Source organism: Bradyrhizobium diazoefficiens (genome assembly GCF_016616235.1).
Lineage (GTDB): Bacteria > Pseudomonadota > Alphaproteobacteria > Rhizobiales > Xanthobacteraceae > Bradyrhizobium > Bradyrhizobium diazoefficiens_H.
Genome location: NZ_CP067100.1, coordinates 1,490,374 through 1,511,637, shown reverse-complemented (window position 1 = coordinate 1,511,637; position 21,264 = coordinate 1,490,374). Strand labels below are relative to the sequence as shown.

The window sequence follows — 21,264 nt, the reverse complement described above, 5'->3', positions numbered from 1 at the left end:
CGCCGCTCTTTGCGGCGTGATGCGCTGTTGAACCGGGGCCCATGGCCGCGGCACACTGGGTCCCGGCTCTGCGACGCAGCGTTGCGCGCTGCATCGCGTCCGGGACACGAGAGGAACGCACTGCGGGCAATGCCCGTTGAATCCTGCTACGTCCGCGCAGGGGCCCAGCCATGTCCGCCGTCCGCGACCATGCCGAGCCGCTCGCCATCGTGTTCGAGGACGACGGGCTCGTGCCGAACAACATCCTCCCCTTCCTGGTCTATCAGGGCGCGGTGAAGCTCGATCGGAAGCGGCCGGAGGAGACGATCGAAAACCTGTTCGGCGCGAACGGCTGGGGCGGCAGCTGGCGCAACGGCGTCTACGATTATCTGCACTATCATGCGACCGTTCACGAGGTGCTCGGCGTCGCGCGCGGCCACGCGCGGGTCCGCTTCGGCGGCGATCACGGCCAGGAGCTCGAAATCAAGGCGGGCGATATTGCGATCCTGCCCGCCGGCACCGGCCATCAATGCATCAGGGCCAGCGACGATTTCTGCGTGATCGGCGCCTATCCGCCGGGCGCGAAGATGGAGGTTACACGGGCGACGCCAGAGAACCATGCCAAGGCGCTGAAGACGATTCCGCAAGTGGCGCTGCCACCGGCAGATCCCGTGACAGGGAGCAATGGTGCGCTGATGCGGTTGTGGCAGTAGTCGAGAGCGCGGTGTGCCGTAGGGAGGGCAAAGGCGCGCTCTTGCGCGCCGTGCCCACCAAATCTATCGGCACGATACGGTTGGTGGGCACACTTCGCTTTGCCCACCCGACGCAATCCCCTACGCCTCGTTGCCGCCTTCCTGGCGGGTGGCTTCGAACAGGAACCACGTCCGGCGCTCGGTCTCGTCGATGAAGACTTCGAGGATGCTCGCGCTGGCGACGTCGCCGGCCTCATCGCAGACCTCGTGCGCCTTGCGCATCGCAGCGGCGACGTGCTTGTTGTCCTGCATCAATTCACGCAGCATCTCACGCGGCGGAACGTAGTCCTCGTTGTTGTCCTTGATGGTCTGGAGCTTGGCGACCTGGCCGATCGACTTCAGCGTGGTGCCGCCGATCTTGCGGACGCGCTCGGCGAGCTGGTCGGTGGTGGCGAAGATCTGGTCGGACTGCTCGTCGAGCAGAAGGTGATAGTCGCGGAAATGCCGGCCGCTGATGTGCCAGTGGAAATTCTTGGTCTTCAGGTACAGCGCGAATGCGTCGGCCAGAAGCACGTTGAGCGCCTCGGAAACCTTGTTGACCGCCTGGGGCGACAGATCGGTGGGAGTGTCGAGGTCGGGCGAGACCTTGCTGGGGGCTTTGCTCACGGGAAACCTTCCTGTTAGGACGCGGACATTGACGGCGCGTTGCCGCCGCCCTAACGCATAGGGGGCAGCGCCGGTTCCTGAACAGGAACCGTTGGGTCGGGATACCATGGACGATTGGATCGATTACTACGACTCCACGCATACGATCTATGTCAGCAAGCTGCATCGCGATTTGCACTTCCAGATCATCGCGCGGGACATCATCGGCTACATCTCCTCGCCCGACGCGACCGTGCTGGACTATGCCTGCGGCGAGGCGCTGTCGGCGAGCCAGGTCGCATCTGCCTGCGGCCAGCTGATCCTCGCCGAGCCGGCACCCGGGGTGCGCGGCCGGCTGATTGCGCGCTTTGCCCCGAACACAAAGATCCGCGTCCGCTCGCTCGACGACGTCCGCAAGATGCAGGATCAGTCCATCGACCTGGTGGTGATGAACTCGGTCGCGCAATACATGGCGCCCGAGGAGCTCGATGCCGCGCTCCTCACCATCCGCCGCATCCTGAAGCCCTCCGGCAAGCTTGTGCTCGGCGATATCCTGCAGCCCAATGTGGGCATGGGCCGCGACGTGATGGCGCTGCTGAGCTTTGGCCTCCGGCATGGCTTCCTGAAGGACGCGCTGATCGGGCTCATCAGCACCGCACTGTCAGATTACCGTCATCTGCGCTCGCGCATCGGGCTCCAGCGCTACAGCGAGGACGAGATCACCGCCAAGCTCACCGCGGCCGGCTTCGCGGCCCAGCGTGCGCACGCCAATATCGGCCACAATCGCTGGCGCATGACCTTCGTCGCGCGACCGCCCCTGGTGCGTTAAGCATAATCATCGGCTGAGGTGGCCTGACACCGCCGGATCGGACATGATTGTCCCGGCCCGGTGGCGGAAGCGTCTACGCGAGGGCGGTGCATCGCTCTTTATCCTGGTTCAAATCCAGGCCGGGTCTCCAGCCTTCGCGGCTGACGCCGCTTCGGCTAGGCAAGCCCTGTCGTAGCGAAGGCTGCCTCGGCGAAGCCCGAAGGGCGAAGACGGGCACGCTTCGACAGGCCGCTCAAAGCAAACCTCGAAGAAGCGCGAAATCGTCAATCCGCCTCAACCACATCGCACTCCGCAATCAGCTGAAGCCTATCCGCATCCTTCGCCGCTGACTTGAGGACGGCATCGAGCAGGCCCGGAAACCGCGCGTCGAGATCCTCGCGGCGCAGCCGCATGAAGCGGTTGGTCCCTGCGACGCGCGTCAGCATCAGGCCGCATTCGCGCAATTTTGCGAAGTGATAGGCGAGGTTCGACTTGCCGGCGAGCCCGTTGAAATCGCCACAGCAGAGTTCGCTGCTGACACGTTCCTGCTGGGCGAGCTGGTAGACGATCGCAAGACGGATTGGATCGCTCAAGCAATCCAGAACCATCGGCAGCTCGATCTGCTCGCGGGTGGGATGGAGGGGTGTGCGGCTCATGGTCCGGAATCATAGCAAAGCGGCCTCTATGTTCAATAGTTCTTGAACCAATTGACAGGGAAATCTTCGCGTTCGATAGTTCAATAGACATTGAACATAGGGATCATCCTCAAATGAGCATATTCTGGCTGGCCCTCGGGGCCTTCGCAATCGGCACGGAAGGCTTTGTCATTGCAGGGCTTTTGCCGGCGATCGCCAATGATCTTACGATTTCGGTCCCGGCCGCCGGGCAATTGGTCACCGCCTATGCCCTCACCTATGCCGTGGGCTCGCCGATCCTGGCCGTGGCGCTGAACAATATCGACCGCCGTACCGTGCTGGCACTGGCGCTGACGACCTTCATCGCCGGCAACCTCGCGGCTATGGTGGCCTCCAGCTACGCCCTGCTGCTGGCCTCGCGGATGCTGATGGCGCTGGGCTCCGGGCTGTGCATGCCGACGGCGCTCGCCGTGTCGGTGGCCGTCGCCTCCCCTGAACGGCGCGGCCGCGCCGTCGCGCTTGTCACCTCCGGCCTTACGGTTGCGACCGTCATCGGCGTTCCCCTCGGCAATCTGGTCGGCAGCCTGCTCGGCTGGCGCGCGACCTTTGCGATGGTTGCCCTGATTGGGACTGTCGCGCTCGCAGGCCTTCTACTCGGCCTGCCCCGCGGTCTGCCGCGCAATACGGCCTCGTTCGGCGAAAGGCTGGCGGTGGCGCGTCACAGCAATGTCGTGATCGCGCTCCTGATCACCATTCTCTGGGCTCTCGGCGGCTTCACCCTTTTCACTTACTTCGCCGTCCCGCTGCGCGGCCTCGGTTTCGATGCCTCGCAGATCAGCCTCGCGTTGCTGGTGTTCGGCGGTGCCGCCGCGATCGGCAACATGCTCGGCGGCGTCCTGGCCGACCGGCTCGGCGCGCTGGCGACCGCAGCCCTTGGCCTTGCCGGCATGGCGAGCGCGCTGATGCTGTATTCGCTGGTCCTGAAGCTGATGCCGGGGCAGGCGCATTACGCCGTGCTGGGCGCTATCTTCCTCTGGGGCCTCTCGGGCTGGGCGTTCTACCCGGCCCAGATCGCCAGCATCATCCGGATCGAGCCGCAGGCCTCGATGATCGCGCTCTCGCTCAATGCCTCCGCAATGTATCTCGGCTTCGCCATCGGGGGCGCATTGGGCGGCGCGGTGCTGGCCACCCTGTCGCCGAACGATCTCGGCTGGATCGGCGGATCGAGCGTTGCAGCCTCGCTTCTGGTGCATCTCGCCCGCGGCTGGCAGGCACGGCCAAAACCCGTCAAAATTGCCGGTTGATGGGCATTTTTCGGGGTTTCGCCGCCCCAAAAACTGGTCTATGACCCACCCGCGCGCGAGGGAAGACCCCGCGCTCTCGCAGAAGGGGACGCGCGGCGAGCGCGCCCTTTTTTTGTGCCCAGATTCCAGCCCGGCGAGAGTTGATGCCCAAACGTACAGACATCACCACGATCCTGATCATCGGCGCCGGTCCCATCGTGATCGGCCAGGCCTGCGAGTTCGACTATTCGGGCACGCAAGCGGTGAAGACGCTGAAGGAAGAGGGCTATCGCATCGTCCTCGTCAATTCCAACCCGGCCACCATCATGACCGACCCGGAATTGGCTGATGCGACCTATATCGAACCGATCACGCCCGAGATCGTCGCCAAGATCATCGAGAAGGAACGTCACGTCATTCCCGGCGGCTTCGCGCTGCTGCCGACCATGGGCGGCCAGACCGCACTGAACTGCGCGCTGTCGCTGCGCCGGCAAGGCACGCTGGAAAAGTTCGATGTCGAGATGATCGGCGCCACTGCCGATGCCATCGACAAGGCCGAGGATCGCCAGCTGTTTCGCGAGGCCATGACCAAGATCGGGCTCGAGACGCCGAAATCGCGTCTCGCCAACGCCTCCGAGCTGAAGAAGTCCTTCCGCGACAAATACCACGCCGAGCGCGAGAAGCTGTCGGGCGCAGCGCTCGAAGAGCTCGATCGGCAATGGACCCTCGGCGAGAGCGACCGCCGCAAGCGCTATCAGGAATATGCGCTGGGACAGGCGATGATGGCGCTGTCCGAGATCGGCCTGCCCGCAATCATCCGTCCCTCCTTCACCATGGGCGGCACCGGCGGCGGCATCGCCTACAACAAGGAAGAGTTCCTCGACATCATCGAGCGCGGCCTCGACGCATCCCCGACCAACGAAGTGTTGATCGAAGAATCCGTGCTCGGCTGGAAAGAGTTCGAGATGGAGGTGGTGCGCGACAAGAAGGACAATTGCATCATCGTCTGCTCGATCGAGAATTTCGATCCGATGGGCGTGCACACGGGCGATTCCATCACGGTGGCGCCGGCGCTGACGCTGACCGACAAGGAATACCAGATCATGCGCGACGCCTCGCTGGCGGTGCTGCGCGAGATCGGGGTGGAGACCGGCGGCTCCAACGTGCAGTTCGGCGTCAATCCCGAGGACGGCCGCATGGTCGTGATCGAGATGAATCCGCGCGTGTCGCGTTCGTCCGCGCTGGCCTCCAAGGCGACGGGCTTTCCGATCGCCAAGGTCGCGGCCAAGCTTGCCGTCGGCTACACGCTCGACGAGATCGCCAACGACATCACCGGCGGCGCGACGCCGGCTTCGTTCGAGCCGACGATCGACTACGTGGTGACCAAGATTCCGCGTTTCGCATTCGAGAAATTCCCCGGCGCCTCCACCACGCTGACCACGTCGATGAAGTCGGTCGGCGAGGTCATGGCGATCGGCCGCACCTTCCAGGAGAGCCTTCAGAAGGCGTTGCGCGGGCTCGAGACCGGCCTCACCGGCCTCGACGAAATCGAGATAGAGGGCCTTGGGCACGGCGACGACAAGAATGCGATCCGCGCCGCGCTCGGCACGCCGACCCCGAACCGGCTGCTCCAGGTCGCCCAGGCCATGCGGCTCGGCTGGACCAACGAGGACATCTTTAACTCCTGCAAAATCGACCCGTGGTTCCTCGGCGAGATGCGCGGCATCGTCGACATGGAGGAGAAGGTCCGCAAAAATGGCCTGCCGGGCAATGCCTTCGGCATGCGCACGCTCAAGGCCATGGGCTTCTCCGATGCGAGGCTCGCGGTGCTCGCCCACGCGACGGAGGCCGAGGTGACCGCGAAGCGCCACGCGCTCGGCGTTCGTCCCGTTTACAAGCGCATCGACACCTGCGCGGCCGAATTCGCCTCACCCACAGCCTACATGTATTCGACCTACGAGGCGCCGTTCGCGGGCACACTCGCCGACGAGAGCACGCCGTCCGACAAGAAGAAGGTCATCATTCTCGGCGGCGGACCGAACCGGATCGGCCAGGGCATCGAGTTCGATTATTGCTGCTGTCACGCCTGCTTTGCGCTGCATGACGCCGGCTACGAATCTATCATGGTCAACTGCAACCCGGAGACGGTGTCGACCGACTACGACACCGCCGACCGCCTCTATTTCGAGCCGCTCACCGCCGAAGACGTGCTGGAGATCATCGCAAAGGAACGCAGCAACGGCACCCTGCACGGCGTGATCGTGCAGTTCGGCGGCCAGACCCCGCTGAAGCTGGCGCGCGCGCTTGAAGCCGCCGAAGTGCCGATCCTCGGCACCTCGCCCGACGCCATCGACCTCGCCGAAGACCGCGACCGCTTCAAGCGCGTGCTCGACAAGCTCCGTCTGAAGCAGCCGAAGAACGGCATCGCCTATTCGGTCGAGCAGGCGAGGCTCGTTGCCGCCGATCTCGGCCTGCCGCTGGTGGTACGCCCCTCCTACGTGCTCGGCGGCCGCGCCATGCAGATCATCCGCGAGGAGAACCAGCTCAACGACTATCTGCTCGGCACGCTGCCCGAGCTGGTGCCCGCCGACGTCAAGGCGCGCTACCCGAACGACAAGACCGGGCAAATCAACACCGTGCTCGGCAAGAACCCGCTGCTGTTCGACCGCTATTTGTCGGACGCGACCGAGATCGACGTCGACTGCCTCTGCGACGGCAAGGACGTCTTCATCGTCGGCATCATGGAGCACATCGAGGAAGCCGGCATCCATTCCGGCGACAGCGCCTGCTCGCTGCCGCCGCACTCGCTCGAGCCTGAGATGATCGACGAGCTGGAGCGGCAGACCCGTGAGCTCGCGCTCGGCCTTGACGTCGTCGGCCTGATGAACGTGCAATACGCCATCAAGGACGGCGAGATCTACGTGCTCGAAGTCAATCCGCGCGCCTCGCGCACGGTGCCGTTCGTCGCCAAGGTGATCGGCACCCCGGTTGCGAAGATCGCCGCGCGCATCATGGCCGGCGAGAAGCTCGCCGAGTTCAAGCTGAAGAACCACGATCTCAAGCACGTCGGCGTCAAGGAATCGGTGTTTCCGTTCGCTCGCTTCCCCGGTGTCGACACGGTGCTCGGTCCCGAGATGCGTTCGACCGGCGAGGTCATGGGCATCGACCGCAATTTCGAGGTCGCCTTTGCCAAGAGCCAGCTCGGCGGCGGCACGCGCGTGCCGCGTAAGGGCACGGTGTTCGTCTCGGTGCGCGAGAGTGACAAGACGCGTATCACGGAGGCCGTGCGCGAATTGCATTCGCTCGGCTTCAAGGTGCTGGCAACCTCTGGCACGGCGCGCTTCCTCACCGATGAGGGCATCCCGGCCGAGAAGGTGAACAAGGTGCTGGAGGGGCGGCCGCACATCGTTGACGCCATTACCAATGGCGACGTCCAGCTGGTCTTCAACACCACGGAAGGCCCCCAGGCGCTCGCCGACAGCCGTTCGCTGCGTCGCGCGGCCCTCTTGCATAAAGTGCCGTATTACACCACTCTTTCCGGGGCCGTGGCGGCCGCGCAGGGTATCCGCGCCTATCTGGGCGGGGACCTTGAGGTTCGTACCCTGCAGAGCTACTTTTCGGAAACCTGATCGCGCGCGGGAGGCCAGGCCTTGACGGGTTGAGCCTTCCGCTAAGTGATTGGCAATGAAGCCACAATGGCCGGAGGAACTGTCCGGCCATGTGGTTGTTCTGTTCCGGCGCCAAACCCACGTAGCGCTCCGGTGGCCGTGTGTTCAGCCCCGGACATACCGACGAATCAAGGCTGTCGCGCCCCCTGTCGTTGCGGGCGCGTGGCTGAAGGACGAGAGAAGAGATGGAAAAGGTTCCGATGACCCAGGCCGGCTTTGTCGCGCTCGGGGAAGAATTGAAGAAGCGCCAGTCGGAAGACCGTCCGCGCATCATCGAGCACATTGCGGAGGCGCGTTCGCACGGCGACCTGTCGGAAAACGCGGAATATCACGCCGCGAAAGAAGAGCAGTCCCACAACGAGGGCCGCATCGCCGAGCTCGAGGACAAGCTCGCGCGCGCCGACATCATCGACATTTCCAAGCTCTCCGGCGACACCATCAAGTTCGGCGCCACAGTGACGCTGGTCGACGAGGACACCGAGAAGAAGACGGTGTGGCAGATCGTCGGCGAGGTCGAGGCCGACGCCAAGAAGGGCCGCATCTCCATCACCTCGCCGCTCGCGCGCGCGCTGATCGGCAAGAAGAAGGGCGCCTCCGTCGAGGTCAACACGCCCGGCGGCGCCAAGGCCTATGAGATCACCAAGGTGGAGTGGCGGTAACGGAGTTGCTGCTGCGCGCTGTGAGGTTTGAAAAGGCCGCGCGATCTGCGCGGCCTTTGTTTTTGCGTGTTGTTGGGAATGTGATGGACTCGCGCCCTCATTCTCGTGTCCCGGACGCGCTGCAGCGTTCTTACGCTGCCGCGCTGAGCCGGGACCCAGAAGGCAACATGGGAAGGCGCCGTGAGATGGGCCTCGGCTCTGCAGCGCACCGCGGAAGAAGCGCTGCGCTGCGTCCGGGGCACGAGATCAAAGCTACCTGCGCCCCTTCACGTCGAGCGGCACGGCCGCCTCGTATTTGGAGTTATGCAGCACCAGCGACGTCCGCACGTTGCGCACGTGCGGCGCGGCGGTGAGATGCGTGACGAAATCCTGGAACGTCGCCATGTCCGGCGCGACGCATTTCAGGATGAAATCGACCTCGCCCGATAGCATCCAGCATTCACGCACCAAGGGCTCGGCGCGGACGAACTCCTCGAAGGCGCGCAAGTCGGCCTCGGCCTGGCTGGAGAGATGCACGGCGGCGAACACGGTGACGTCGAAGCCGAGCTTGCGGGCGTCGAGCAGGCCGCGATAGCCGTGGATATAGCCTTCCTCCTCCAGCGTCCTGACGCGGCGGAGACACGGCGGGGGCGAGATGCCGACCCGCTTGGCCAGCTCAACATTCGTGATTCGACCGTCGGCCTGGATCTCAGTGAGAATTTTCAGGTCAATCTCGTCTAGGTTCCGCGACACGTGATTGGAACTCCTGCCCTTTTGCGGCGGTATTCGCTGGTTTTCGCAATCCTCATAGCGCAGTCCGCGGCGTTAGCGCAATTTTATTGCGCGTGCATCGCAATCGACTTTTGTTCCTTGTTGGAAAAATCCGCCGACAGGGAATGCAATTCTTGCATAGCTCATCAGAAGGCTTAGATTAGCTCTGACATTTCAGCGCCTCCGCGACGCCTCCCGGCATGTTCCGCGCCCGCGCTGCAAATCCCCCGTGAAAGGCGTCCATCGAAATGTCCGTTCCTGTTCATGCAAAGGTCGTCATCATTGGCTCCGGCCCCGCCGGCTACACCGCCGCGATCTACGCCGCGCGCGCGATGCTCGAGCCAATCCTGATCCAGGGCATCCAGCCGGGCGGCCAGCTCACCATCACCACCGACGTCGAGAACTATCCGGGCTTCGCCGACGTGATCCAGGGCCCCTGGCTGATGGAGCAGATGGAGAAGCAGGCGGTCCATGTCGGCACCAGGATCGTCTCCGACCTGGTCATCAAGCTCGACACCTCGCACCGGCCGTTCCGCCTCACTTGCGACAGCGGCGACGTCTATCTCGCCGACACCGTGATCCTCGCCACAGGCGCGCAGGCGCGCTGGCTCGGGCTGCCGTCCGAGGCCAAGTTCCAGGGCGGCGGCGTCTCGGCCTGCGCCACCTGCGACGGCTTCTTCTACCGCAACAAGGACGTCGTGGTGGTCGGCGGCGGCAATACCGCCGTCGAGGAAGCCCTGTACCTCACCAACCACGCCTCGCAGGTCACCATCGTGCATCGCCGCGACCATTTCCGCGCCGAGCGCATCCTGCAGGAGCGTCTGTTCAGGCACCCCAAGATCAAGGTGGTTTGGGACTCCGCTGTCGACGAGATCTGCGGCACCGAGAGCCCGAACAAGGTCACCCATGTGCGGCTGAAGAACGTCAAGACCGGTGCGCTCACGGACGTGAAGACCGACGGCGTCTTCATCGCCATCGGCCATGCGCCCGCGACCGAGCTGGTGAAAGACCAGGTCAAACTCAAACCCTCGGGCTATATCGAGGTCGCTCCGAATTCGACCGCGACCTCGGTGCCCGGCCTGTTCGCCGCCGGCGACGTTGCCGACGAGACCTATCGTCAGGCCGTCACGGCCGCCGGCCTCGGCTGCATGGCCGCGCTCGAGGCCGAACGCTTCCTGGCCCTGCGCGCCAGCGAGCGCGCCGCAGCGGAATAACGATCATGCCTCGAACACGCGACGGATTTACGGATATGGACTGGGACAAGCTGAAGGTGTTTCACGCGGCGGCGGAAGCGGGCAGCTTCACGCATGCGGGCGAGCAGCTCGGCCTGTCGCAATCGGCGGTGTCGCGCCAGGTCTCGGCGCTGGAGCAGGAGCTCTCGGTCTCGCTGTTCCATCGCCACGCTCGCGGCCTGATCCTCACCGAGCAGGGCGATCTCTTGTTCCGCACCGCGCATGACGTGTTCATGCAGTTGCAGGCGGCGCGCGCGAAGCTGACCGACAGCCGCGAGCGGCCGAGCGGCGATCTCAAGATCACCACCACGCCCGGCGTCGGCATCAACTGGCTGATCCCGCGCCTCGGCGAGTTCACTGCGCTCTATCCGGAGATACGGATCTCACTGATCGTCACCGACGAGGAGCTGGATCTCTCCATGCGCGAGGCGGACGTTGCGATCCGCACCCGCAAGCCGACCCAGCCCGATCTCATTCAGCGCAAGCTGTTCGCGATGGGCTTCCACGCCTATTGCTCGCCGGAGTACATCAAGCGCTTCGGCACGCCGCGCACGCTGGAGGAGCTCGACTCCCACCGCATCATCACGCTGTCCGACGGCAACTTCGCGCCGCATCTTCAGAACCGCAACTGGCTGGTCGAAGCTGCGCGCAACGGCTCGGGTCCGCGCGAGGCGTACTTCAAGGTCAACAACATCCTCGGCCTCGTGCGCGCCTGCCAGCAGGGCCTCGGCATCGCCGCGCTGCCCGACTACCTCGTCGAGGACCAGAGCCGCCTCGTGCAGCTGTTCGGCGAATCGGATTCGATCCAGCTCGACACATATTTCGTCTATCCCGAGGAGCTGAAGACGGTCGCGCGCGTGCAGGTGTTCCGCGACTTCGTGGTGAGCAAGGCGCAACGCTGGCCGTCCTGATTTCCGCATGTCTGACATGCGGCCCCGGCTGTTGCTGCATGGCGCTGGCCAAGCCCATACTGCTTGCACGCTGAGCCTTCGCGTTGCGCATTTGTCCCCCTCCTCCAGTGGCGCGGGAGTTCAGTAATCCCTCTTGGAAGGTGATTGTGTCGGCCTCACGTGGCCAATACCTAAGCCGGGCTCTTTGAGCCCGGCTTTTTTTCTACCGAATCCGGCATTCGCCCTCCGCGTGTATTGACAGTTCCACGTATCCCTCGCATCATTTGCCCCATGATCACGAAGTCGTGCGCCCTCGTTTCGAAAAGGCCCCCGCCCGGGGACCTCGGAATCGTGCGCGCGCTAGGCTGACTTCGTCATCGCGAACTGATCCTGAAAACCCCGCCGCCTGGACGGGGTTTTTTCATGTGCCCTCCGTCTCAGGTTCTCGACGAGAAGGAGATGGAACATGACCGGACTAAGAGAGCATTTGCACGGGCTGTGGCTGCCGCTGGTGACGCCGTTTCAGGGCGGCAGGCTGGACGAGACCTCGCTGCGGCGGCTGACGCGGCACTATAGCGGCGAGAGCATCGAAGGCTTCATCCTCGGGGCGACCTCGGGTGAAGGCATGACCTTGCGCGAGGCCGAGCTCGAGCGCCTCGTCGCGGTGGTGCGCGATGAGATGGCGGCGGGCCGCCGCAATATCCCGATCTGCCTCGGCCTGTCAGGCGCGGATACGGCGCGGCTGAAGAACCGGCTCGATGAGACCGCCGACTGGCCGATCGAGGGCTATCTGATCGCGAGCCCCTACTACGTGCGGCCCTCGCAGCGCGGACTGCTCGCGCATTTCGAGGCGCTCGCCGACCACGCTGCCTGGCCGCTCGCGCTCTACAACATCCCGTATCGCACCTCGGTCAACATCACCAACCAGACCATGCTGCGGCTCACCGAACATCCCAACATCGTCGGCCTCAAGGATTGCGGCGCGAGCCGCGAGCAATCGATCGCGCTGCTGCGCGACAGACCGAAGGGATTTCGCGTGCTGACCGGGGAGGACGCGAACTACTTTGAAGCGCTCACGGACGGTGCCGATGGTGGCATCGTGCTGTCGGCGCACGTCGAGACGGCGACATTCGCGGCCATCTATGCCGAGCACAAGCGCGGCAACGACGATGCGGCACAGGCGCGCTGGAATGAGGTCGCGGAGCTGACGCGTCTGTTGTTCGCCGAGCCGAGCCCCGCGCCGGCGAAGTACTGGCTGTGGCGATCCGGCCTGATCGACAGCCCCGAAGTGCGCCTGCCGATGGTGGAAGTGAGCAGCGAGCTCGCGGCCACGATCGATCGCGAGATCGCGCGACGGATGAAGGTCGCGGCGTAGTCTTTTGAAGGTCGCGGCGTAGTCTTTCTTCGCCTCTCCCCGCTTGCGCGGAGAGGGCTGAATTTGCGCGTGCGCAAATTCAGAGGGGAGTCTCCGCGAGTCCAGCTGCCAACGCATTTGCGGAGACAGCCCCTCACCCCGCCCTCTCCCCGTAAGAACGGGGAGAGGGAGTGACAGAGTGACTGCGTGGTTAACCGGGTGCGAACAGCCGTCGCGCCGGCGGCATGGCGCATCCACGGCTCGTTTACTCGATCGACGCTATCGTTCTCATTCAAAGTCTTTCAAACGGGGAATGACCATGCGGCATCGCACCCGGCCTACGGCCGCGAGCCAGTTCGCGCCCGCCGATCTCTTGCAGGGAATTTTGGTCGTGTCGTCGTTCGGGTTCTGGGCAGTGATGCTCGGCCTGATGCCGGTGCTGCTGTTTCGGATCTGGCTCGCCTGAGGCGCGACGCGCCGGGATAGTTAATCCGTGGTGGCAAATGCGCTCAAAATGCGCAAGCGTCTGCGGGGCGGAATCTTAAAACATCCTGCGTATCGTTGACGTCCATAAGCGAAGAAATCGCGGGGGCGTTTTGTGAACAGTCATAACGAGGCGGCGTCGCATTACGACGCCGGACAGCAGAGCTTTACCACCGAGGACATTCTCTGGGCCGTCGGCATCTGGTCGGTGATCCTGACGCTGTCGCCGGTCATCGTGTTCTACATGCTGATGGTGGCATAGCCGCACCTTCATCTTCATCTCCAGAAACGCAAAACGCGCGGAGCTCCGCGCGTTTGTCGTCCGGGGAATGATTTGATGAAAATTATGCCGCCTGCTTGTGCATTGCGCCGGATGCCGACGCCGTGCCGCGAATAGCCTTGACTGAACGCTCGATCGCCGCCCACAGCCTTGCAATTTCCTGGGCCGCGCGGCTCTCGGCCTGATACTCGCGCGCGCCTTCGCCGTGGCTCAGCGCCATCAGCAAATCCGAACGGTTGGTGATCTGGCCGCCCCACACCGGAGCACGGAATTTCGCCAGCGCCTCGCGGGCGATGGTGACGATCGGGCTTTCGGATTCGTCACGCTTGGCCGGAGCGCCGTTGAGCACGACCGCGTAGGGCTTGCGCGCCGCGCGGCACATCTGGATGGTTTCCTGCACCGCGTTGACGTCGAACACGCCGGGACGGGCCGGAATGACCACCATGGTGGCATTCTTGATCGCATCGTCGACGACGGCCGACAGGTTCGGCGGCGTGTCGATCAACACCCATTCATAACCGTCGCGCTTGGCGGCGGAGACGATGCCGCTGACGGAGTTCACGGCCGACTTGATCGGCGGTTCGTTGGTGCCACGCAGTTTGTGCCACAGCGTGAGCGAGCCTTGCGGATCCGCATCGACAAGCAGAATGGGCTTGGTCGCCTTGATCTGCGCGGCGAGATGTGCAGCCAGGGTACTCTTGCCCGAGCCGCCCTTACGCGATGCAAAAACAATAACGTTCATTCCTTCGGCCTCCAGATTGACCCCAGGCCGCGAAAATGAATCACCGCGCTGATTCGTGAAAGAAAAATTTATGGGGAGTTGTGTCGAAGCCACGAAATAACAAGGCGTGTTGGCTTTTGAGTCACACTGCTCCGCGCGACGACGGAAACGAACTGCAATGAAATGCCTGTCGCGGGCGCGTCTGTGCGCTATTTGAGCAGCGCGGCGGGACCAAGCGGAATTGCAACCTGCCCGCGCAAACCTTGCGACGGCTCTTTTCCATCGCGCGCCTTCACGATTGACGCAAGTCGGCGCGAACAAAACGAGTCCGGTGGCTGGCGCGAGGCTGATGCCGGACCGCTGTCGCTTCCCTCGCGGCAATCTGCGTCACATTGGCCGCAATCGGAGGACGGAACGCAAATGCCCGGGCGAGCGTCCGGGCATCGCAAGTTTCAAACCCGGAACGCGTGCCGCGCTCAGCCCTCGTCGGTTTTCTTCCTGCTCGCCTTCGCCGGCTTCTTTTTCACGGTCTTCGACACGCTCTTGGACGCGCTTCTGGGCGCGATGTGGGTGGGCCTGCCGGCGCGCGGGGCGGCTGCCTCGCCCGGCTCCGGCCCGCGGCGGAAGAACGCCGCGCATTGCGGCGAAAGCTGCGCCTTCTTCTGGATCATGCAGGCGGTGATGGCGTCGACGTTCGGAACGAACTCGCCGCACAGCCGCATCGCATCGGGCGTGCAGGCCTGCTGCTCTTCCTGCGTGTAGGCAAAGCCGCTACCGGGCTGGACCAGAACGGCCAAGGCAAGCGCGAGGCCTGCGGCGCCCAAGGATTGTCTGAAGCGAAACACCGGCATCGATCCCCCAAATGTCGAACAGATGGGAATAGTGGGTGAACGGCGGTGCGTTGGCAACCGAGGGGGGATGCGAAAGCCGGGAGTTGTGCGGTCTCGGCAACAGGGCAGAGGGCAACCGGCGGTCAGCCCGGCAGCAGCGGCACTCTCCGCTGTCATCACCCGCGAAAGCGGGCGACCCAGTATTCCAGAGGCGCCTGACGTTCCCCGAGGGGCCGCGGCGTACTGGATCCCCGCTTTCGCGGGGATGACAGCTGTGAGCACCGGTGAGATCACGGCCGAGCTGCGGCTTCGATACCCCAAGAGAAAAACCGCGAAAACAACCCCATGCACAGTAGCCATGGCATTGCACCCCTTCGCGAATTTTCGCGCCTTGCGGATTTTACGAAATCAATTTGACACGTCGGGCAAAACAGGAGCATGATGGCAACATCGAGGGCGCGTGGGGTGGTGAGGCCATATCCCCCGAGAGGTTGAGGGGCGCATGGCCACCGTATTGATCGTCGCGCCGGTGTTCGCCCTGATCGCGGCCGGCTATGCGTCGGTGCTGTTTCGCTTCGTCAGCGAGAGCGCGCACAAGGGCATCTCCGAATTCGCCTTCAGCATCGCGATCCCCGCGCTGCTGTTCCGCACCATCGTCGTGTCGGAATTCCCCGATGTCAGCCCTTACAGGATGTGGGCCGCCTATTACGGCGCGCTCGCGCTCACCTGGATCGCGGCGCTGGTGCTCTCGGCTCTGCTGCGCGCGCGGCGCGAGGACGGCGAGGACGGCGTCGTGTTCGCGATCGGCTCGGTCTACGGCAACATCGTGATGCTCGGCATTCCGCTTGTGCTCGCAGCGCTCGGCAACGAGGCCGCCCGCCCGATGGCGCTGATCCTGTCGGTGAACACGCCGCTGCTCTGGCTCTGCGGCATCCTGCAGATCGAGCTGGTCAGCCGCAAGCGCACCGGCTCGCCGCTGGCGGTGATCCGCCCCGTGCTCGCCGATCTCGCGCGCAACCCCCTGATGCTGGCGATCGGCTTCGGCGTGATCTGGCGCTTCACCGGCCTCGGCCTCAATCCGGTGGTCGACAGGACCGTCGAGCTGCTCGCGCAGGCGGGATCGCCGGCCGCGCTGATCGCGCTCGGCATCAACCTGTTCCGCTTCGAAGTGAGGGGCGAAAAGCTGAGCATTTTGGTGATGTGCGCGCTCAAGCTGATGGCGATGCCCGCGGCAGCGTTCGTGCTGGCCAAGCTGCTCGGCCTGCCGCCGTTAGCTGCCGGCGTCATCGTGTTGTTCGCGGCAATGCCGACCGGCGCCAACGCCTACATCTTCGCGGCGCAGTATCAGCGGCTAGTGAACCCGGTGTCGGGCGCGGTGGCGCTGGGGACGCTGCTGGCGGCGGTGACGTTGCCGGTGGCGGTGATGGTGGTGGCGGGGGTGAGATAGTGCCCATGGCGATCGCGCGCGAACACGCGGATGCGCGCCGGCGTCCTTGTGTCCCGGATTGATGATGCCGTCGAAGACGCCTTCGGCGACTCGCCAGCGCAAGCCAAACAGCCCTATAAGGGCGATGCGCGATACGGAACTTGGGGCTGAAACGTGACACCGGAAGAAATCCAGAACGAGCGCCTGAAGCTCACGGCCAACTGGTTCAACACTCTCGCCACCGCCGTTCTGACCGCCGGTCTGTTCGTCCCGGCCGCCCAATTTCTGTTCGGTGTGCTGCCTGCGAATACGGATGTCGGCTTGGTCTATGGCATTGGCGGGATTTGCATACTGGCGGGCGTGGGCCTACATTTTGCTGGTCAATGGACGCTCGGAGGCCTGGAATGAGCCAGACCAACCAGATCATCTCAATGCTCTTTCCGCTGCTTGCGCTTGTGGTCGCAGGCCTCACGGCGGTCGCGGTCAGGAAGCCCTGGCGCCCGAAGGCGGTTCGCAACGTTGAGGCCACAGGTAGCATTGCGACCACGCATGTCGTCGGAACAGGTTTCCTGGTCGCCGCCAAAGACCTCGAGCGCCGCGCCCACAACCTCGCCCAAGACCTGGAACGAACTCTCGTCCGCTAACGACCGACAGGCGAAAATGGGCTCGGAGTGTCTCCGGCTTCAAACGCGACGTCTAAAGAGCCAGACAGAACCTTCTGGCTACAGGGCGCGCAGGCGGGATCGCCGGCCGCGCTGATCGCGCTCGGCATCAACCTGTTCCGCTTCGAGGTGAAGGGCGAGAAGCTGAGCATTTTGGTGATGTGCGCGCTCAAGCTGCTGGCGATGCCCGCGGCAGCGTTCGTGCTGGCAAAGCTGCTCGGCCTGCCGCCGATCGCCGCCGGCGTGATCGTGCTGGTCGCGGCGATGCCGACCGGCGCCAACGCCTACATCTTCGCCGCGCAGTATCAGCGGCTGGTGAACCCGGTGTCGGGCGCGGTGGCGCTGGGCACGCTACTGGCGGCGGTGACGTTGCCGGTGGTGGTATGGGTGGTGGCGGGGTGAGATAGTTTGTCGGCGATGCGGCGAACTCGGCCAATCCGGGGCCGTGGCGCCGGCGCTTCGCTGGCGGCTATTGCACACCGGATCTCCGTTTGCCTCGAGGTTGCATCGGCCGCGGAACACGTGCCCGTCACGCCATCGCCATTTTGATCTGGCTCAAATCGGCTTGGAAACCCGTCGATACGGTGGGCTTGAGTGATCACCCCGGGCAAATACTCCGTTTGGTTCAAAACACCGGTCCGCGAAGCCTCCGGCGTGGTCGAGTTCGGGCCTGACGGCAAACTGGACGGCGGCGATTCCACCTTTGCCTACACCGGAGTTTGGACCCAGGAGGGCGAGCACTTCAAAGCCACTGTTACGGCCCGACGCGTCGAGCCGGGGCCGCCCGGTGTCTTTGGACTGGATGAGATCGACATCGTCGTGTCAGGCCGCTCGGTCGATGCCACATCCACGTTCTGCACGGGCTTCGCAAAACAATCGCCCGGGCTGAAGCTCGAAGTGGAGCTTGTGCGGATTGTTGGCGGTCAGTGACGATGGTGCGCGGCCGCAGGTGCTAGCTGGATCGCAGCGAGGATGGCGCGCGGTCCGCGCGGACCCGGCTAATGAAGTTACGGTGACCGCGCACGATTACCGTTTGTCGGCGTGATAGCACGCGCTCTGCGGGATCGGAGGTTTTGTGCAATGTCACCGTAATCGCTCAGTCAGTCATCCGCGCTCTACGGTGGAGAGCGCGTATGACCCTAAGTCTTTGACTTATCACATGGTCGAATGCCGCGTGTAGCTGACTTTCGCTACCAGATCGGTTCACGAACGAATCTGCGCGCTGATTTCGCAGGCTTGTCAAAACGGTGCCGGTATAGCGACCGAACAAAAAGTACTTCAACGCTCTTCTGCATAGATCGTGCAAGCAAACGAATCGCAATAAGCTATTGAAGTTGCTATCATTCGTTTTTGTCGCAAATCTTCGTTGCGTGTGAGCCGAACAATGCGGTCAATCTGGACCATCGCTCGACTCCCACACCCAACTGAGGAAACATCATGCGGCATCCACAACGACTCGACATAAGGTTTCTTGGCACTCAAGTCCGCGCTGAAGGCGTTCTTGGAATTCTTGGGACGATCGTTATCATCGCAGTTGTTATATCGGTCTATTTTAGAACTTGATCATCCGGATGATGAATAGACTAAGTGAACTGATCGAGTCCTACCGCACTGATCGGCAATCTTCTTTTCTCAAGTTGAGCCACAGCGTGCGCGTAAGGCACGAACGTTTAAACGCATCTTGGATAAGAACTTCCGGGAGTTCGGTAAACTTTGGGCCAACGATGCTCGATGCGACCTTCTAATCTTTGGGTTCTTGCCCACTGATAATGAATTGAAGTGCTTTCACCTGGGTTCAAATGTCGTGGCCAATTCGATAACGACCCATTGCGACGAACTTCCGGTAGTGAAAGAAAGAACGTGTCATGCATTTGGTAGCTGCGGCCCGTACTACACAGAGAGGCTTAAAGCTGACATGGCAGCGACACGCAACTTTCACCCCTTCAACATGCTCAACTCGATCATCAAAGAAGGCGTCAGGAGTGACATTGGCGGCTTTATACAAGTAGCTATGGCCTCAAAGAGCGGCGTTAAGCTGCCGCACGTGTTATCGCCACGCTTCGATCTTGGAGATGACAAAGCAGATGTGACGTTTCTCGGACGCGACGCCTTAGAGATTGGAAAGGTCGGGGACTGCGAAGTTGGCAAGGACGCTGTGGGTCCGGACTTGGTTGCGCTTGCGAAAATGCGGGAGGCCGCGAAGAAGACGACGTCCTAAAGAGGCGCACAAAACCGGCATTGACTGGCGTTGCGGATAGGGCACTCCTCGCGTCGAGAGTTTGGTGCACTGTCACCGCAATCTCGGCTAAGCCGGTTGAGGCGCATTGCATGTTCAATCTCTGATCAAAGTAGCTTCGCTGCAACAGCGCTGCGTGATCTCGGATCAGTTCAACAGCTATTGGGTGATTTGGGAGGCGCTGGTACAGTTGGGTGGGCTCGAACCACCGACCTCCTGTTCCACAGACAGGCGCTCTAACCAACTGAGCTACAACTGCATCCTTGCGAGCCGCGCCTTGTGGGCGCCCTGAACGGGCCGTTTCCAAAGGGGGCTGAACGGGGCGGAAACTAGGTGCAACGGCCCGGTTTGGCAAGGCCGCAAAACCCGATATTTGTCCGCTCCAGCGCGCGAAAACAGGGTCGATTGGCTGGGCCTTGTCCACCTCTCCCCGGCGGGGAGAGGTCGGATTGCGCTGGCGCGCGCATGCGCGGCGGAGCGATCCGGGTGAGGGGGCGCAGCCGGAAGTGAGCCCTGGGCCCCTCACCCGGATCGCATCTTCGATGCGATCCGACCTCTCCCTCCGGGAGAGGTGAAGAAAAACCCGGGCCTTTCGACCCGGGTTTTTCAGGTTCAAACCGGCCTCACCGCTCAGGCGGCGGGCGGGGTGTAGAGCTTCGAGGCGCTGGCCTTGATCGGCTCGGCGGTCTCGTTGGCGATGCGCTGGGTGAGCTCGGCCAGCTCTTTGGCCTGGGCCTGGAAGGTCTCGAGCTGGGTGCGGGCGTGGCCGGTCCACAGCGCGAAGGCATCCGACGGCGACTTGGCGCCGAGCAGCTGCTGGGCGAAGTCCAGCTGGGCGCTGCTGTTGGCCTTCATGAACTCCACCAGCTTGGCGGTGTATTCGCTCGCGCCCTTGCTGGCGGTGGTGAACACGGCCTCGACGGTGCCGTTGTGGGTCTCGGCGGCGTCCTTGAACTTGGCGTAGTTCTCGCGGGCCTGCGACACGCCCTTTTCGGCGAACGCACGCATCTGCTCGGGGACCTCGAACGGAATGATCGAGGCAGAAAACGGATCAGTCGCACCTGTCATGGTTGTCCCTCACGATAATGAAAAAAATGCAGTGAGCCTTCTGGCGCGCCCGCCGGGCCCCGAAGGCCTGCCATTCAGCGGGTACGAAGACTGGAAACGCGATACAAACGAGATGGCTCGCCCAGCGCCAGTACTATTGCTGCCTATCATGTCAACATTGTGCAGCGCAATGCGGTACTAGGGTGCATTGCGATAATTTAATCTCGGAGGATGAGGTTCCCAGGCTGAGGAACTCTGGGTTGAGGGAGTCGGATCGCTTGGTAGCGCGCTCTCTCCGTTCCCTCCCCCCTTGTGGGGGAGGGACAGGGAGGGGGGTGCCACACGGGGATTCCATCCGTTGTGCACCCACACTCGATGCCCCACGTCAGCAGCTTTTGCTGGGCTGCCCCTTTCCCTAGCCCTCCCCCACAAGGGGGGAGGGAACGCACCTTTGCCGAGGCGCGTTTCGTTTCCTCAGGCTTCAATGCTTTGGCTTGGTCGCGTCCATCGCGGCGCGGTGGACGATCTGGCCCATTTCGCTGGCCTGGTCGGCCAGCGCCTTCATCTGGGCCTGCACATATTCGCTGTGCAGCCGCATCACCTCGGAGACGTCCTTGGCGTGTACCAGCGACTGGGCGTAGTTGAGGGAAACCTGCACATTGGCTTCGGCAAAGGCGAGCACTTTCGCGCTGAGGTCCCTGGCGCCGGCGCGTATGGTCGCGCCATGTTCCTCCAGCGAGCCCGCGGCAGCCTAGGCGTTGGCGAGGAGCTTGTCGAACGCCTCCCGCGCCTGCTTGAAGCTCGTCTCCGCCATCGACCGCATCTCCGGCGGAAGCTCGAAACGGTCATGTCCCTGGTCGGTCATCCCTGGCACTCCTTCCATGTTCATGTTGCCGGCCTTATCGGCCGTCCCCGGCGCGCCCGCGGGCGAGATCAATGCAGCCCGGTATTGCCGGTATGAAGCGGCCCGGCCCCCCCCGGATT

22 protein-coding genes, 1 tRNA gene and 1 pseudogene are annotated in these 21,264 nt (G+C 63.3%); 16 read left to right on the top strand and 8 right to left on the bottom strand.

What is annotated here, in order from left to right:
* The first annotated feature begins 170 nt into the window (after nt 1-170).
* Nucleotides 171-692, top strand: a complete 522-nt coding sequence (locus tag JJB99_RS07205) for a cupin domain-containing protein (protein WP_200498115.1) — start codon at nt 171-173, stop codon at nt 690-692.
* 120 nt (nt 693-812) lie between these two features.
* On the opposite strand, the gene JJB99_RS07200 is transcribed toward JJB99_RS07205, so the two are convergent.
* Nucleotides 813-1,337 carry a Dps family protein gene (locus tag JJB99_RS07200; RefSeq protein WP_200498114.1) on the bottom strand — a complete coding sequence of 175 codons (525 nt, stop codon included), beginning with the start codon at nt 1,335-1,337 and terminating at the stop codon, nt 813-815.
* Nucleotides 1,338-1,443: 106 nt separating this feature from the next.
* Here JJB99_RS07200 and JJB99_RS07195 point away from each other — a divergent pair, with 106 nt between their 5' ends.
* Complete coding sequence (locus JJB99_RS07195; RefSeq protein ID WP_200498113.1) at nt 1,444-2,145, top strand: class I SAM-dependent methyltransferase; 702 nt, start codon at nt 1,444-1,446, stop codon at nt 2,143-2,145.
* A 263-nt stretch (nt 2,146-2,408) separates the two neighbouring features.
* On the opposite strand, the gene JJB99_RS07190 is transcribed toward JJB99_RS07195, so the two are convergent.
* Nucleotides 2,409-2,780 carry an ArsR/SmtB family transcription factor gene (locus JJB99_RS07190; protein WP_200498112.1) on the bottom strand — a complete coding sequence of 124 codons (372 nt, stop codon included), beginning with the start codon at nt 2,778-2,780 and terminating at the stop codon, nt 2,409-2,411.
* A gap of 113 nt (nt 2,781-2,893) precedes the next feature.
* On the opposite strand from JJB99_RS07190, the gene JJB99_RS07185 reads away from it, so the two are divergent.
* The 3 genes from JJB99_RS07185 (at nt 2,894) to greA (ending at nt 8,369) form a co-directional block, all read left to right on the top strand.
* Complete coding sequence (locus JJB99_RS07185; protein ID WP_200498111.1) at nt 2,894-4,063, top strand: MFS transporter; 1,170 nt, start codon at nt 2,894-2,896, stop codon at nt 4,061-4,063.
* A gap of 143 nt (nt 4,064-4,206) precedes the next feature.
* Nucleotides 4,207-7,671 carry a carbamoyl-phosphate synthase large subunit gene (gene carB, locus JJB99_RS07180; protein ID WP_200498110.1) on the top strand — a complete coding sequence of 1,155 codons (3,465 nt, stop codon included), beginning with the start codon at nt 4,207-4,209 and terminating at the stop codon, nt 7,669-7,671.
* A gap of 224 nt (nt 7,672-7,895) precedes the next feature.
* Nucleotides 7,896-8,369, top strand: coding sequence for a transcription elongation factor GreA (gene greA, locus JJB99_RS07175; protein WP_080135440.1), 474 nt, complete (start codon nt 7,896-7,898; stop codon nt 8,367-8,369).
* A 252-nt stretch (nt 8,370-8,621) separates the two neighbouring features.
* On the opposite strand, the gene JJB99_RS07170 is transcribed toward greA, so the two are convergent.
* Nucleotides 8,622-9,101 (bottom strand): Lrp/AsnC family transcriptional regulator, encoded by a 480-nt coding sequence (locus JJB99_RS07170; protein WP_200498109.1) that lies wholly within the window; start codon nt 9,099-9,101, stop codon nt 8,622-8,624.
* Between the two features lie 266 nt (nt 9,102-9,367).
* Between JJB99_RS07170 and trxB the strand changes: the two genes are divergently transcribed.
* From trxB to JJB99_RS07145, 5 genes are all read left to right on the top strand, one after another.
* Nucleotides 9,368-10,333 (top strand): thioredoxin-disulfide reductase, encoded by a 966-nt coding sequence (gene trxB / locus JJB99_RS07165; RefSeq protein ID WP_200498108.1) that lies wholly within the window; start codon nt 9,368-9,370, stop codon nt 10,331-10,333.
* A 5-nt stretch (nt 10,334-10,338) separates the two neighbouring features.
* Nucleotides 10,339-11,262 (top strand): LysR family transcriptional regulator, encoded by a 924-nt coding sequence (locus tag JJB99_RS07160; protein ID WP_057741302.1) that lies wholly within the window; start codon nt 10,339-10,341, stop codon nt 11,260-11,262.
* 445 nt (nt 11,263-11,707) lie between these two features.
* Nucleotides 11,708-12,616, top strand: coding sequence for a 4-hydroxy-tetrahydrodipicolinate synthase family protein (locus JJB99_RS07155; RefSeq protein ID WP_200498107.1), 909 nt, complete (start codon nt 11,708-11,710; stop codon nt 12,614-12,616).
* A 298-nt stretch (nt 12,617-12,914) separates the two neighbouring features.
* Nucleotides 12,915-13,061: a hypothetical protein gene (locus JJB99_RS07150; protein WP_200498106.1), complete on the top strand. Its 147-nt coding sequence runs from the start codon at nt 12,915-12,917 to the stop codon at nt 13,059-13,061.
* Between the two features lie 132 nt (nt 13,062-13,193).
* Nucleotides 13,194-13,340 carry a hypothetical protein gene (locus tag JJB99_RS07145; RefSeq protein ID WP_200498105.1) on the top strand — a complete coding sequence of 49 codons (147 nt, stop codon included), beginning with the start codon at nt 13,194-13,196 and terminating at the stop codon, nt 13,338-13,340.
* Nucleotides 13,341-13,422: 82 nt separating this feature from the next.
* On the opposite strand, the gene JJB99_RS07140 is transcribed toward JJB99_RS07145, so the two are convergent.
* Both JJB99_RS07140 and JJB99_RS07135 read right to left on the bottom strand, forming a co-directional pair.
* The gene (locus JJB99_RS07140) at nt 13,423-14,100 is read right to left on the bottom strand and encodes a ParA family protein (RefSeq protein WP_200500070.1); all 678 of its coding nucleotides are present in this window, start codon (nt 14,098-14,100) and stop codon (nt 13,423-13,425) included.
* A gap of 455 nt (nt 14,101-14,555) precedes the next feature.
* The gene (locus tag JJB99_RS07135; RefSeq protein ID WP_200498104.1) at nt 14,556-14,930 is read right to left on the bottom strand and encodes a hypothetical protein; all 375 of its coding nucleotides are present in this window, start codon (nt 14,928-14,930) and stop codon (nt 14,556-14,558) included.
* A gap of 481 nt (nt 14,931-15,411) precedes the next feature.
* Between JJB99_RS07135 and JJB99_RS07130 the strand changes: the two genes are divergently transcribed.
* The 6 genes from JJB99_RS07130 to JJB99_RS07105 all read left to right on the top strand — a co-directional run bounded on the left by JJB99_RS07130 (nt 15,412) and on the right by JJB99_RS07105 (nt 19,215).
* Nucleotides 15,412-16,356: an AEC family transporter gene (locus tag JJB99_RS07130; protein WP_200498103.1), complete on the top strand. Its 945-nt coding sequence runs from the start codon at nt 15,412-15,414 to the stop codon at nt 16,354-16,356.
* Between the two features lie 153 nt (nt 16,357-16,509).
* A complete protein-coding gene (locus tag JJB99_RS07125) occupies nt 16,510-16,743 on the top strand; it encodes a hypothetical protein (protein ID WP_200498102.1) in 234 nt (77 codons plus the stop codon).
* Nucleotides 16,740-16,979, top strand: a complete 240-nt coding sequence (locus tag JJB99_RS07120; RefSeq protein WP_200498101.1) for a hypothetical protein — start codon at nt 16,740-16,742, stop codon at nt 16,977-16,979. Before JJB99_RS07125 ends, JJB99_RS07120 begins: the two co-directional genes overlap by 4 nt.
* A gap of 27 nt (nt 16,980-17,006) precedes the next feature.
* Nucleotides 17,007-17,399, top strand: a complete 393-nt coding sequence (locus tag JJB99_RS07115; RefSeq protein ID WP_246775158.1) for an AEC family transporter — start codon at nt 17,007-17,009, stop codon at nt 17,397-17,399.
* A 192-nt stretch (nt 17,400-17,591) separates the two neighbouring features.
* Entirely contained in the window at nt 17,592-17,927 is a 336-nt protein-coding gene (locus tag JJB99_RS07110) for a hypothetical protein (protein ID WP_200498100.1), read from the top strand.
* Between the two features lie 985 nt (nt 17,928-18,912).
* On the top strand, nt 18,913-19,215 hold the full coding sequence (locus JJB99_RS07105; RefSeq protein ID WP_200498099.1) for a hypothetical protein: 303 nt from the start codon (nt 18,913-18,915) through the stop codon (nt 19,213-19,215).
* Between the two features lie 200 nt (nt 19,216-19,415).
* Here the strand turns inward: JJB99_RS07105 and JJB99_RS07100 are convergent.
* From JJB99_RS07100 to JJB99_RS07090, 3 genes and pseudogenes are all read right to left on the bottom strand, one after another.
* Nucleotides 19,416-19,492: transfer RNA gene (locus JJB99_RS07100), tRNA-His, on the bottom strand.
* Nucleotides 19,493-19,863: 371 nt separating this feature from the next.
* Entirely contained in the window at nt 19,864-20,301 is a 438-nt protein-coding gene (locus JJB99_RS07095; RefSeq protein ID WP_200498098.1) for a phasin, read from the bottom strand.
* A 460-nt stretch (nt 20,302-20,761) separates the two neighbouring features.
* Nucleotides 20,762-21,145: pseudogene (locus JJB99_RS07090) on the bottom strand (phasin family protein).
* Between the last annotated feature and the right edge of the window lie 119 nt (nt 21,146-21,264).